The 12,647-nt window shown below is 53.6% G+C and carries 11 protein-coding genes; 3 read left to right on the top strand and 8 right to left on the bottom strand.

All coding sequences use genetic code 11. The features are described from left to right. Window positions 1-383: 383 nt before the first annotated feature. The 6 genes from ACT6RZ_RS14360 to ACT6RZ_RS14335 form a co-directional block, all read right to left on the bottom strand. Window positions 384-761: a hypothetical protein gene (locus ACT6RZ_RS14360; protein WP_379035361.1), complete on the bottom strand. Its 378-nt coding sequence runs from the start codon at window positions 759-761 to the stop codon at window positions 384-386. Window positions 762-793: 32 nt separating this feature from the next. Then, on the bottom strand, window positions 794-1,243 hold the full coding sequence (gene nrdR / locus ACT6RZ_RS14355; protein WP_379054514.1) for a transcriptional regulator NrdR: 450 nt from the start codon (window positions 1,241-1,243) through the stop codon (window positions 794-796). Window positions 1,244-1,281: 38 nt separating this feature from the next. Then, window positions 1,282-2,529, bottom strand: a complete 1,248-nt coding sequence (glyA, locus tag ACT6RZ_RS14350; RefSeq protein WP_444702770.1) for a serine hydroxymethyltransferase — start codon at window positions 2,527-2,529, stop codon at window positions 1,282-1,284. 386 nt (window positions 2,530-2,915) lie between these two features. Beyond that, complete coding sequence (locus ACT6RZ_RS14345) at window positions 2,916-4,268, bottom strand: TonB family protein (protein ID WP_444702769.1); 1,353 nt, start codon at window positions 4,266-4,268, stop codon at window positions 2,916-2,918. A gap of 4 nt (window positions 4,269-4,272) precedes the next feature. Beyond that, entirely contained in the window at window positions 4,273-5,973 is a 1,701-nt protein-coding gene (locus ACT6RZ_RS14340; protein ID WP_444702768.1) for an Hsp70 family protein, read from the bottom strand. Window positions 5,974-6,212: 239 nt separating this feature from the next. Next, a complete protein-coding gene (locus tag ACT6RZ_RS14335; protein WP_444702767.1) occupies window positions 6,213-8,285 on the bottom strand; it encodes an AsmA family protein in 2,073 nt (690 codons plus the stop codon). 153 nt (window positions 8,286-8,438) lie between these two features. Between ACT6RZ_RS14335 and iscX the strand changes: the two genes are divergently transcribed. The 3 genes from iscX to ACT6RZ_RS14320 are packed head-to-tail and all read left to right on the top strand — an operon-like array spanning window position 8,439 to window position 10,645. Continuing rightward, window positions 8,439-8,633, top strand: a complete 195-nt coding sequence (iscX, locus tag ACT6RZ_RS14330) for a Fe-S cluster assembly protein IscX (protein ID WP_444702766.1) — start codon at window positions 8,439-8,441, stop codon at window positions 8,631-8,633. Window positions 8,634-8,642: 9 nt separating this feature from the next. Continuing rightward, window positions 8,643-10,079, top strand: coding sequence for a phosphomannomutase/phosphoglucomutase (locus ACT6RZ_RS14325; RefSeq protein ID WP_444702773.1), 1,437 nt, complete (start codon window positions 8,643-8,645; stop codon window positions 10,077-10,079). 17 nt (window positions 10,080-10,096) lie between these two features. Beyond that, a complete protein-coding gene (locus ACT6RZ_RS14320; RefSeq protein ID WP_444702765.1) occupies window positions 10,097-10,645 on the top strand; it encodes a retropepsin-like aspartic protease family protein in 549 nt (182 codons plus the stop codon). Here ACT6RZ_RS14320 and ACT6RZ_RS14315 read toward each other — a convergent pair. Both ACT6RZ_RS14315 and ACT6RZ_RS14310 read right to left on the bottom strand, forming a co-directional pair. Then, a complete protein-coding gene (locus tag ACT6RZ_RS14315) occupies window positions 10,642-11,010 on the bottom strand; it encodes a putative quinol monooxygenase (protein ID WP_444702764.1) in 369 nt (122 codons plus the stop codon). The genes ACT6RZ_RS14320 and ACT6RZ_RS14315 overlap by 4 nt on opposite strands. Before the next feature lie 56 nt (window positions 11,011-11,066). Beyond that, window positions 11,067-12,620, bottom strand: coding sequence for a M48 family metalloprotease (locus ACT6RZ_RS14310; RefSeq protein WP_444702763.1), 1,554 nt, complete (start codon window positions 12,618-12,620; stop codon window positions 11,067-11,069). Between the last annotated feature and the right edge of the window lie 27 nt (window positions 12,621-12,647).

Genomic DNA, 12,647 nt, shown 5'->3' with positions numbered 1-12,647 from the left:
AGTCAGCGTGGGAGTTTTCGGCCAGCGTCTGTTCGAGTTCCGCGGTGGCTTGCGCAGTGTGCAAGCCGCTAGGGCGAGTTTCGTTGGACGCCCACGCTGACGAGCAACGCAGGAAACAAGCGGAAGCTAGGGTGCCCTTTCTTTTGGTTACTTATTCTTTGGGCAAGCAAAGAAAAGTAACTCGCCGAGGGGCGAAAAACAACGGTGAATCAGAGCACTGAACTAGAGCAAAGAAATACCGATTAAAACTTCATAGAAAGTGCACCGCCGGTTCTTTGCTGCAACCAAGCTAAGCATTCACCTTGCCTGGATTCCGGCCTCCGCCAGAATGACGGGTGAATGTAGCGTCTTCCATTTGCGCATACCTCTCAGAGGTAGATAGTTTAATGCGAAGATATCTGGCTATGCGTCAGCCGACTATCCTGATCAAAATAAATCCGCAGTGCGTGATACACATGCATGCACTTACCCAGGTCATATTCCAGCGCATTGGCGTCCTCCAGGCTAGGCCGGCCAAGCAACGCCATCACCGCCTCTTTTTGTGCGCCACGGATCAGGATATGATTTTTCAGGTCATAAGCCATGTCTCCGCGCCGGCAGTCTTTTTGCACGGTGTTAGAGAGCTCTATCCAGCGGGTCTGGTCAAATTTCTCGCTGCCAAACACAGCCTGGTCTTTAAAGGCCCACCAGGTAAAAAACACGATGGTAAGTATAAGCGTAAACACCGACAGCACAATCGCAGAGATCTTGATCAGTTTCATGCGCCCACCTTTAGGGTTAGTTTGGTTACCGATTAGTTGTCCAGGTCACGAATGGCAGTATGAAAATCATCCACATCCGAAAAGCTCCGGTAGACAGAAGCAAAACGGATATACGCCACCTGGTCCATTTGTTTCAATTCCTGCATCACTGTTTCACCGAGCAGGCGCGCAGGCACTTCGCGCGCGCCCAGGCCCAGTATTTTCTGCACTATCCTGTCCAGCGCCTTATCCACATACTCGGTAGGCACCGGCCGTTTGTGCAGCGCACGGGTAAAAGACAGGCGCAGCTTTTCACGCTTGAACTCTTCACGCGTGCCATTTTGTTTTACCACCTGCGGCAGGTGCAACTCTGCTGTCTCATAGGTGGTAAAGCGCTTGTCGCACACCTGGCAACGCCTGCGCCTGCGGATGGAGTTCCCCTCCTCATTCAGACGGGAATCCACCACTTGTGTATCGTCAGCACCGCAAAACGGACACTTCATATCGTGACTATCTGGCTCTTTTTACTTGCAGGCTGTGCTTACTTGCCGTAAACCGGGAATTTATCCGCCAGGGCATGTACTTTGGCCTTGGTCGCCGCAATCACCTCGGCGTTTTCCGGGTTATCCAGCACGTCAGCGATCAGGTGCGCTACTTGTTCGGCTTCTGCTTCTTTAAAACCACGCGTAGTAATAGCTGGCGAACCGATACGGATACCAGAAGTGACGAACGGGCTTTCCGGGTCATTAGGGATCGCGTTCTTGTTCACCGTGATATGCGCCTGGCCCAGATAGGCATCAGCCGCCTTACCAGTCAGGCTCTTAGGGCGCAGATCCACCAGGAACACATGCGACTCGGTACGGCCAGAAATAATGCGCAAGCCGCGTTCTGCCAATGTCTTGGCCATGGCGCTGGCGTTTTTCAACACTTGCTCCTGGTAGACCTTGAATTCAGGCTGGGCAGCTTCGAGGAAAGCGGTCGCTTTACCAGCGATCACATGCATCAACGGGCCACCTTGCAAGCTGGGGAACACATTGGAGTTGATGGATTTCTCGAATTCGGCCTTGGCCATGATGATACCGCCGCGTGGGCCACGCAGCGTTTTGTGCGTGGTCGAGGTGACGAAATCAGCATGTGGTACCGGGTTGGGGTAGACGCCCGCCGCAATCAGGCCGGAGTAATGCGCCATATCGACCATGAAATAAGCACCGACTTTTTTGGCGATTTCAGCCATGCGTGCCCAGTCAAAGCGCAGCGCGTAAGCCGAGGCGCCGCCTATCAGCAATTTAGGTTTGCATTCAAGCGCGATGCGCTCCATCTCGTCATAGTCGATCTCTTCTTTATCGTTCAGGCCATAAGGCACGATATTGAATAATTTGCCGGACAGGTTGGCTGGAGAACCATGGGTCAAATGACCGCCATGACCGAGGTTCATACCCATCACGGTGTCGCCCGGTTTCAGGATAGAGAAATACACGGCCTGATTGGCCTGTGAGCCGGAGTGTGGTTGCACGTTAGCGTATTCAGCACCGTACAGGGCTTTCAGTCTATCGATCGCGATCTGTTCAACTTGATCGACAAACTCACAGCCACCGTAGAAACGCTTGCCAGGGTAACCCTCAGCGTATTTATTGGTCAGTTGCGAACCTTGCGCTTCCATCACTGCCGGGCTGGTGTAGTTTTCTGAAGCGATCAATTCAATGTGCTGGTGCTGACGCTCAACCTCTTGCGAGATCATTTGGGCTAACGCCGGGTCGGCAACATTTAAGTTTCTTGAAAAGCTAAACATGACGATCAAGTTTCCGTTGATATAAAAATAAAGCGCGATTTTAACATGATGCGACCATCGCTGCACTTTTCTGCTGCGCAGACTGCGATGTAAACCAGGCCTTGAGTCAGGCTGACTGCATCACCTTGGCTGGCAGCAACAGCAGGGCAGACCATACTCGCTGTGCGCCAGCATTGCTCATGGCGCACCAAAGCTGTGCACATTGCAAAACAGTTGCTGCTGCGGCAGCAGGCAAAAAGATCAAAAATACCGCTATCTAACTGATTTTTATAGGGATTAATATTCTGGCACAACTTATGCTAAATACAACTCGTAAGCGTATCTCCAAAATCGCTCCCTAAGCCCAACTTCGGTTGGGCTCTTTTTTTGCCTGGGCAAACAGTGACTCAAAACCCCATGTGTTCTGCCTGCGAGTCCAGCTGGTAAGCAAACGGAACGACCACGTAAGACTCACGTTCAGGTGGCACAAAACACCAGCGCCTCACCGCCCTTAAAGACTCTTTATCCAGCCGTGGGTAGCCGCTGGAATCCAGGATCTCGGCACTGATGACGGCACCATTCATATCTATCAGGAACTTGACTTTGACTTTACCCTCTTCACCCAGCCGGCGCGACTCGTCTGGATAAACCGGGGCCTCCTGTTTATTCACCTTGTTGCAAATGACCGGCGACTGGTCAGCAAGTGTCACGCTTTGCATGCTGTGTCGGTCAGCGACCTGTTGCAAGACATAATCACTACCCTGGAAAAACATGGCCGCTACAAACATATAAACGAAGTACCTGAACCTGTAGGTGACCGAATTAGATTTAACCAATAGCCGCAAAGCCGGAACCACGACCGCACGCACTACAAGCGTAAACAAAAATGCCAGACCGGCCACAATAAAGGAAACGATATCCAGCTTTATGGTCGAGGCTAACACCAAGGCCAGGCCCGCCGGGAACAAAGAGAAAAAGAGATCTTCCCTGGTGACGGTAAAACTGGATGCTGGTGGTGGCTTGAAATATGTTTTTAAGGCAGCAAGGTTGAGCTCATCACAGTGACGTTGCCACTGCTTTCTTTGCACGACATCGGATTTGGATAATAAAAAGACTGGCAGCCGGCTTTCCACTGCGCTGAGATTGATGTTTTTTTGACTGAGCGCCTGCTGGTAATCCTCAGCCAGTTGCCTGAAATCCACTAGCCACGCGGCTTCACCCGGGCTGAACTCACGCAGCGAAAAACCCTGGGTTTCTGTCCAGCGGTAATAGCGATCAAGCTCAATAAATGCCAGCAACAAGGGATGACGGAAGGTAAAGATCCAGTTGAGGATCTCCAGCTCTATCTGTGAACTTTCATCCAGCGAATAAACATTTAATCGCCCTAAAAACGCAAGCGTGAGCTGCTGGGCTGATTGCTCTTCGTTGCGCTCTGCCAGTTGGGTCAACTGGGTCAGGAATTCCATCACCGGCAGTTCCGGCCTGGCGATAGTCGGAGGCTCAACCGGCTGCTGGTCAGCGACTGGCGCTTGCTCCTTTTGTGTATGCTCAGCCTGCTCTGCCTGCGCTTGCTCCAGGCTTGCGAGATCATGCAGGTACTGCGCGCTGGCTATCTCGTAGGCTTGTCTGATATTGCCAAACTCTACCGGGTGCGTATCGGGGCGAAACTGTTTGATCAGCCTGGCATAGGCGCGCTTGATCTCCTTGCTGTCGGCACTGCTATCTATGCCCAGTATCTGGTAAACATCGCTGCTCATCATCGCCTTACCAAACCTCGCCTCTATCCAGAGAGTTCAGGGCACGGTAAAACGCTTCTCTGGCCTTCAGGATCTCAAGCGGGTCCTGCTTTTCGATGACAGCGATAAATTGTGTCAACAGCAAACGGACATGGTCCCTGCGCTCCCCCAGGAACTGTTCATACAGCCGCTCGCCACGTTCAAGCAGATAGCGGTTCTCTTCCTGATCGCGCGGGTGCACCTTTAAGGCAGCCAGCACTTTGCGGCGCTCGGCGATCTCTTCAGCATCGATAGTGCCGGCCAGTTTACTGATGACCAGGTTTTTATGGATACCGGCATTCTCGACATCCACATCGACTTCCAGCATGCCGTTGATATCATAGGTATAACGGATAGCAGCGGAGATCTCGCCTTTGGGTCTGGCCGGGATATCCAGCTCTACGGTTTCAAGCAAGACATTTTTACTGCAATCTCGCGATTCGCCCTGAAAGATGCGGATATTGAGTTGCGTCTGGCCATCATTGCTGGTCACCACAGACTGCACCCGGCTGGCGGGCACTATGGTATTTCGCTCTATGATAGGTAAAAAGGTCAGGCCTATCGCCTGATTCTGCTGATCATAATCAATGACTTCTGTGCCTAGCGTATGCGGGCACACATCGGTTAACACGATCTCATTGAATGCAACATCCTTGCCTATCAAGCCTGCGCAGACCGCCGTGCCCAGCCCTATGGTCTGATCAGGGTCGATATAGCGCGCCGGCAAGCGGCCAAATAACTGGCTCACCAGTTTACGTATTAGGCCCATGCGGGTAGCACCACCTACCATCACCAGCTCATCCAGGTCGCCCACCCGCAATCGTGCATCGCGCAGCGCGCGTTCAATCGGTGTACGCAATCGGTCTAACAGCCCCTTGCATGCCGTTTCAAACTCTTCCAGGGTGATCAGCGCAGATTTAAGCTCTCCAGCAACCAGCACTTCCATGCTGACCTGGGCTTGCTCACTGAAATTGCGTTTAACCTCCTCTGCCACAAAACGAATGGCTGACACTATGGCTGGATTCTGTTGTTGCGCGGCACTGAGTTGGGTCTTGCTGCTGAAAAGCGCTACCAGCACCTGGGTAAAGTCATCACCACCAAGAAAGCTATCGCCGCCGGTGGCGCGCACCTCCATCACCCCCTCAAATTTCTCAAGGATAGAAACGTCAAACGTGCCGCCGCCCAGATCAAAGATCAGAAATTTGGCTTCGGTCTCATAATCCTGGATGCCATGGAACAAGGCTGCGGCAGTCGGCTCGTTGATCAGTTGCCGTACATTGAGTCCGGCCAGTTCCCCGGCCACTTTTGTTGCGCGCCGCTGGCTATCATTAAAATAGGCAGGCACAGAGATCACCACGTCTTTCACCTCAGTACCAAGGTAGCTCTCTGCATCTGCCTTCAATGCACGCAATACCAGCGCGGATAGATCTTCAGGGCTATATTGTTTACCGCCCAACTTGACTGACTGCTTTGAGCCCATCAACCGTTTAAACGAGTGAGCAGTCAGATGCGGGAATTTATACAGCCTCTCTCTGGCAGCGGCGCCTACCAGCATGACGTCATCATCATCCACGCCTACCACTGAGGGGGTTAAAAACTTGCCTGCTGCATTGGGGATGGCGACCGGGACGCCTTGTTCAAGATAACAGATAAGGCTATTTGTAGTGCCGAGATCAATACCAAGAATCATTTCCGAGTACCTTCTTATTAGTTATTTTTTAATTTTCTGATTTGCCGCATGCCGGAATGATCATCCATCAGCATTTAAGCCAAACATATCATGAAATTGACAGGTTTGGCTTATAGGGCAAATACAGAATTTAACTAAATCGGGTACTTAACTGCCTGAATTTAAAATCATTGCCTCACCAGGGCAGGCGTCTGGTGATAAAAACAATGCGCTACGCTGGCAGCCAGTAAACCAGCTGCTTATTTTTTCTGCTGTAATTGTTTCAATGTGGCCTGACAACCGTTGTTTTCCTGGGTCTCACTGCTGCCCGGGTCCAGAAAAGGCAGGATAGCGGCAAACGGTGTCACCAGTGCCAGCAACACACCGCCGGCCACGCGTGCAGCGATAGGGCCAGGGCTGATAGACACCGCAGGGTCAACGAACGGGCCAGTCACCAGGATAGGCGAGCGTACCGTGAACGGCGAAAAGTTTTTCGGGTTAGCCTGCAGTTTGAGATTGAACTGTTCCTCTCCCAGATCCATATTGCCGTGTATATAAACCGTGGTCACTGGCGTATCTATCAAGGCCGCCTCCGGGGTCAGCACCCCCTGTTTGGCATGCCAGCCCATGGCGGCACACTGCATGGGGATAGAGTGATCACCTCTTAATAACAGTCCTACACTTTGCGCGATATCCAGGCCGGCCGCTTCCACCACCAGGTGCGAGATCTCGCCGTCGCGCACCATCAATGCCAGCTGGCCGTTCAGGGATTTCAATAATGCAGCCGTAGAGCGGCCCTGACCTTGCAGTTTTGCCCTGGCATTCAGCTGGCCGGTGATATAGGCCGGTGCATCCTTGGTGGCCTGTTTTTTGTCTTTATCCTTGTTGGCCGGCTGGTCCTCAGGTTTGACTTTGAGCCATTTTTCGAGCTGGATATTTTTTAATGCCAGCTGGATATCCCACTTGGGTAGCGGTGGATTGTCAGATTCCGCTTCTGTGCTGGCTTCTGGCGCATCGATCAATAAGGCACCTGACAGGCTACCCTGCTCAGTGCCGGCATACAGCTTGGCGACGGTGAGTTTGCGGTCCTGCAAGGTTAACTGAAAGTCCAGCGGTGAGATACGTTCTTTGAACACACTGCCAAGTTCAGCCGCATCAAAATGGATCTTGATATCGGCATTCATACGGTCGTAACTGGCAAAGTCCAGCGACTCGTCCGGGAATATCTTGCCGGGTTTTTTATTGCTGGTACCTTTGTCGGTCGCCACCGGGGCGCCGAACGCAGGGGCCAGGTCGGCCAGGACCAGCAATGGGCCTTTGACGTCACCAGTGAGCTTGGGTTTCAGATCGCCATAGTCATAAACGAACTGCCCCGCCAGCTGGCTCTGGCCTATCTTGGCATCGGTGACATTCACTTTCCATTGATTGGTATTTTTTTCAATGCCGGCAGCGATCCTGAATGGCGGTGTGCGTGGAAAAGCCAGGTCCAGCAGATCACCGACATCGGCTAATGAAGGCCCATCGACGTTCAACTTGCCTTTCACACGCTGGCCGCCGAACAGATCATACACAGCGCCATCGAACTTGAAATTGACCGCGCCATATTTGAGCCAGCCTTTGGAGTTGATGGGCGCAGAATCCTTGCCTTGCGTAGCCACCGGCAGAAAACCCTGGGTGACCAGTTCGCCCTGCAAGGGGCGTTTGCCAAACTCGCCTTTGACTTTCACGCTGGATTCCGGCGTCTTGAGATGTGCCCCTTCTTCGGTATAAAAAGTGGCGGTCAGGGTGGCTTTGGTCACGGCGTCATCAATAGTCGCCTGGCCCTTGCTCACGGATAACTCTTCAATAAACGGGAAAGGTCGTGAGGGGCCGCTATCATCCAGCTCGAAATCCCAGGTCGCATGTTTTTTGCTATCCCGTTTCATGTAGGCATCCAGCTGTTCTGCACGTATGTTTTTGATACGGTAAGCCTGGCCCTCTTTCAACTCAAACAGGTCGCGGTAGCGCAATTTGAGGTCCAGGCCATGCGCATCTACCAGATAAGGTACTTTGAATTCTTCAGGCGCAGAGATCTTCAAGTGACCGACCTGCAAGCGCAGCCCACCGAGTAATTGCAGATGGAACGGGCGTTCTATCACCACCTCCCGCTTTAATGTCTTGCTGGTGAAATCCTGCAGTGGCTGGCGTAAAAATGGCCAGCCGGCAAGCTCGCAGCCCACGATGATCACTATAAGTGCCAGTAAAATGCCAGCCAGCCAGCCCAGTACTTTGCGGGCGGTTGTTTTTGCAGATGACGGCTTAGCGACAGTATTGTTTGTTGATTTATCATTCATTTCAACATCTTGCCATGCTCACCCGGCATGACCAGTCAAGCCAGTCTGACAAGGCTGTAGGAAGATTCTGTCAAAGCCTGTTGTTTAGCCAGTCACAAGCCCGGCAGTCGGTTATAATTTAAAGCATATGCATTGCACAAAGACGAGATTAAGATGAAATGGACTGACAGTCAGCGCATCGCTGAAGAGCTGTATGACAAATACCCGCAGATAGACCCCAAGACCATACGCTTTACCGACCTGATGCAGTGGGTGATGGATTTGGATGGCTTTGATGATGATGTCTCCCGTTGCGGGGAAAAAGTGCTGGAAGGCATACAACTGGCCTGGATAGAAGAAGCCGAATAAATGGCTGCAATGACGCTGCCAGGCTCTATCTTCAAAGCTTACGATATCCGTGGCATTGTCGATGAAACACTGACAGCTGACATTGTTTACCAGATAGGCCTGGCGCTGGGCTCACAGGTGCACGCCCGTGGCGAGCAGTCGCTATGCGTTGCTTACGACGGGCGTTTATCCAGCCCTGCGCTGGCGGCAGCCCTCACAGAGGGGATACTTAAAACAGGGGTCAACGTCATCGCGCTGGGCATGGTCACCACGCCCATGCTGTATTTTGCCACCTGCCATTTGCCGAACAGCAGCAACGGCGTCATGCTGACCGGCAGCCATAACCCGCCAGCATACAACGGCCTGAAAATAGTGTTGGGCGGCGAAACGCTGTCTGGCGCCGCCATACAGGCGCTCAGGCAACAGATAGAACAGCAGCAGTTTCATCACAGCGACCAGCCTGGCCAGTGCTCCAGCCACGACATCTACCCTGCCTACCAGCAGGCCATAGCTACCGATATCCGGCTGGCGCGGCCCATGCGTGTGGTGGTTGATTGCGGCAATGGCGTGGCCGGCGCCTATGCACCATCCTTGTTTGCAGCACTGGGCTGCAGTGTAGAACCTTTGTTTTGTGAGGTGGATGGTCATTTCCCCAACCACCATCCTGACCCGGTAGAAGCCAAGAACCTGCAGGATGTCATCGCAAGGCTGCGACTCGGGGATGCCGAAATAGGCCTGGCTTTTGATGGCGATGGCGACAGGCTGGGTGTAGTGACCAAACAAGGCGAGATCATACCCAGCGACCGCCAGCTCATGCTGTTTGTGGCCGATGTGCTTAGGCAGCAACCGGCTGCCAGCGTGGTATTCGATGTCAAGTCTAGCCGCCATTTACGCCACTGGATACGCCAGCATGGCGGCGAACCAGTGATCTGGAAGACTGGGCACTCACTGATGAAAGCCAAGATACGTGAAATCGGTGCCGCGATCGGTGGCGAGTTATCAGGGCACCTGTTTTTCAACGATAGCAAACAGGGCAAGCAGCGCTGGTTCGGTTTTGATGATGGCCTCTACAGCGCTGCACGTTTACTCGAGATCGTCAGTCGCGTGGCAGATGCCAGTGCCCTGCTGCAAGCCTTGCCAGATAGCGTCAACACTCCTGAACTACAGATAGCCATGCGGGAAGGCGAGCCGCACGCACTGGTAGAGCAGTTGCAACAAGTGGCGCAGTTGCAACAAGTAGCGCAACTGCAACAAGCAGCACAGTTCCCCGAATCGACAGAAGTGATCACCATTGATGGCTTGCGGGTGGAGTATAGCGATGGGTTTGGCCTGATACGCGCCTCGAATACCACACCAGTGCTGGTGCTGCGGTTTGAAGCAGACGATGAGAACGCCTTGCTGCGCATACAGCAGACTTTTAAACAGTTATTACTGAATGCCAGGCCAGACTTGAAAATTCCATTTTGAGTCACCATTGAATGAGCATGTCTGATCCTCAACAAATGTCAAAACGCTCCAGGTCTGGTGGCCAGAGCCTGCTCTATATCGTGCTCTGGCTGGCACTGGCCGCACTGGTCTGGCTGCTGGTAGATAGAGTACAGCACCCCAACACGCTGGAGCAGGTCGGCAAACTCAATGTCGCCACCCTTAAACGCGGGCCGGACGGGCATTACAGCGCCGAGGCCCTGATCAACGGTGAACGCGTGCGTGTGCTGGTTGATACCGGCGCCACTGGCGTGGCCATCTCCCAGCATGTGGCAGACCGCCTCGGGCTGGTCAGCACCGACGCCATCAACACCCACACGGCCAACGGCAACGCCGTTTCTTACCTGGTGCGGCTAAAAAGCGTGCAACTGGGCGGCATAGTGGCCAACGATGTCGCTGCCACCATCACACCGGGGCTGGAGGGTGATGTTCTGCTGGGCATGAGTTTTCTGGGGCGCATGGATGTCAGGTTATATAAGGGCAAAATGACCATACGCGAAGGCGAAGACAGCACCACGCTTTCTTCAGAGACTGAAGCAAAAAACTAACTGCGTCTGAAACCGAACTCCAGTACAAAATACTGCGGATCCATCGCCGCCAGCGCCGGCTTTAACCTGGCGAGCGCCTGCTCAGGGCCATGAATCTCGATTCTCACCAGCGTAGACACCTCGCCCATCTCATGCAATATCGGCCGCAGGTTCTCTATATGCGCCAGCAAGGCATCTGCATCCTGAAAGCCTTCGCGGCAATGCGCAAAGTCGCCATCGAAACTGAAACCGTAATATAAACAGCCGGGTTCACGCGCCGACCACTGCACATATTTCTGGCAGATCAGGCGAAATTCTTCAGACTTGCCGGCATGGATCTGAAAATAAGGGGCTACCGAACAACAGTTATCTTGTGTCGCCATCATGTATCTCTCAACTCAGCCTGCACTATCAATTAGCCAACACTATCAATTAGCTAACACTAGCGCGCCAGCTCTGCCCCTTCGACCACCACGCGGAAGAACTGCAAGGCAGCCTGATCCTGGATGCGCACACCAGTGGCGACAGAACCACGCGCGCCTGGTGCGATACCACCGGTGATCAGCATGGATCGGCTCTGGTTCACCAGGCGGCCACGGTTATCATATTGCAGCATGCGCACTTGCACGCGAGCGACCGTCACATTACTGTTGTTCTGCACTGCGGCATAGACCAGGCCGGTATTATCAGCGATAGGCCCGGAGGGCAGGTAACGGGCCGGATTGCGCGGCAAGTCTATGCGCATGGCGCGGCCGGCGGCCTCCTTGCCTATGTCTGAATCAGAGCTGGCAGCCAACTGATAATGCTGCAAGGCGAGGCTGGTTTCGCCACGCCCTTCGGCGATCTGCCCCAGCAAGGCATAGCCAGGTGCAGTCGGCAACAACTGATTGGCTTTTTTCAGAAAAGGTTCTGCCTGCGCCTTCTTGCCTGCATTAAACAGGGCGATACCGCTTTGCACATAAGGCTTGAAATAGTCAGGTTGCAATTGAATGGCCTTGTCATACAGGGCCAGCGCTTCGGTGGTGTTTTTCTGCGTCAGCGCAATATCGCCTAACAGCTCCTGAAACCTGGCTTCCTTAGGCTCTATGCTGATGGCTTTTCTGGCTAAAGATTTTGCCTTGTCGGCATCGCCTTTCTGCAGCGCGGTTTTGCCTTCGTCATAAGCTTTATAAGCCTCGCGCGTCGCCATCAGTTTGCCGACCTTCTCGGCATAGACCTGCTTGCCCATCTCGCCGCCAGCGCCGAGTTCAGCCAGCGTTTGCTTGTTTTCATCGACCCGCTCTTGTGAAGGCGGATGGCTGGCGAACAGGCCGCTGATAAAGTCCTGCCGTTTGCCCTCGCTCAAGCGGACAAAGGTTTCCTGCAAAGTCACAGCTGCTGCCGGATCATAGCCAGCCAGCTTCATATATTTCATGCCATAGGTATCGGCCTCAGACTCGGCATCGCGGCCATACTTGCTGGTGATCAGCTGGCCGCCCAGCTGCGCCCCGCCCACTACCATATTGGCATAATTGGAATCACGGGTGGCCAGGCCTACCGCCAGCATCGCCCCTTGCATGAACATGCCGCGCTCCATGCCTTTGGCACCGTGGCGGGCGGCCGCATGCACGATCTCGTGACCCAGCACTGCCGCCAATTCGGCCTCACTATGCAGCTCATACAGCAGGCCGCGGTTAAACGCGATCTTGCCGCCTGGCATGGCCCAGGCATTGGGCACGGAGTCATTCAACACCACAAATTCATACGGCAGGTCCGGGCGGTCAGATACCGCCGCCAGCTTTTGCCCTACCTGCTGCACATAGCGCGTCAGCTCGGTGTCCAGTATGTAATCACCGCCCTGTGACTGGCGCGCAGGACTGTAATTCTGCTGGCCTATCTGTATCTCTTTGTCCTGCGAGACAAACTGGAACTCGCGCTCTTTAGTCACGGGGTTGATGCCGCAGGCCGACAAAGCCGTCGACAATAACACCGGGCAAAGTATGGTTTTTTTAAGCATGTGTTTGACCCCCGCTATTCTGCGCAG

It is taken from the genome of Methylophilus sp. (assembly GCF_052437885.1).
Lineage (GTDB): Bacteria > Pseudomonadota > Gammaproteobacteria > Burkholderiales > Methylophilaceae > Methylophilus.
The sequence above is the reverse complement of the archived record's forward strand: the minus strand, read 5'-3'. Positions and strand labels throughout refer to the sequence as shown.

What these genes read in the sequence shown, in the direction of transcription:
- ACT6RZ_RS14310 (WP_444702763.1), bottom strand. Translation starts at nt 12,620, where the DNA reads ATGCTTAAAAAAACCATACTTTGCCCGGTGTTATTGTCGACGGCTTTG.
- glyA (WP_444702770.1), bottom strand. Translation starts at nt 2,529, where the DNA reads ATGTTTAGCTTTTCAAGAAACTTAAATGTTGCCGACCCGGCGTTAGCC.
- ACT6RZ_RS14315 (WP_444702764.1), bottom strand. Translation starts at nt 11,010, where the DNA reads ATGATGGCGACACAAGATAACTGTTGTTCGGTAGCCCCTTATTTTCAG.
- ACT6RZ_RS14335 (WP_444702767.1), bottom strand. Translation starts at nt 8,285, where the DNA reads ATGAATGATAAATCAACAAACAATACTGTCGCTAAGCCGTCATCTGCA.
- ACT6RZ_RS14360 (WP_379035361.1), bottom strand. Translation starts at nt 761, where the DNA reads ATGAAACTGATCAAGATCTCTGCGATTGTGCTGTCGGTGTTTACGCTT.
- iscX (WP_444702766.1), top strand. Translation starts at nt 8,439, where the DNA reads ATGAAATGGACTGACAGTCAGCGCATCGCTGAAGAGCTGTATGACAAA.
- ACT6RZ_RS14320 (WP_444702765.1), top strand. Translation starts at nt 10,097, where the DNA reads ATGTCTGATCCTCAACAAATGTCAAAACGCTCCAGGTCTGGTGGCCAG.
- ACT6RZ_RS14345 (WP_444702769.1), bottom strand. Translation starts at nt 4,268, where the DNA reads ATGATGAGCAGCGATGTTTACCAGATACTGGGCATAGATAGCAGTGCC.
- nrdR (WP_379054514.1), bottom strand. Translation starts at nt 1,243, where the DNA reads ATGAAGTGTCCGTTTTGCGGTGCTGACGATACACAAGTGGTGGATTCC.
- ACT6RZ_RS14340 (WP_444702768.1), bottom strand. Translation starts at nt 5,973, where the DNA reads ATGATTCTTGGTATTGATCTCGGCACTACAAATAGCCTTATCTGTTAT.
- ACT6RZ_RS14325 (WP_444702773.1), top strand. Translation starts at nt 8,643, where the DNA reads ATGACGCTGCCAGGCTCTATCTTCAAAGCTTACGATATCCGTGGCATT.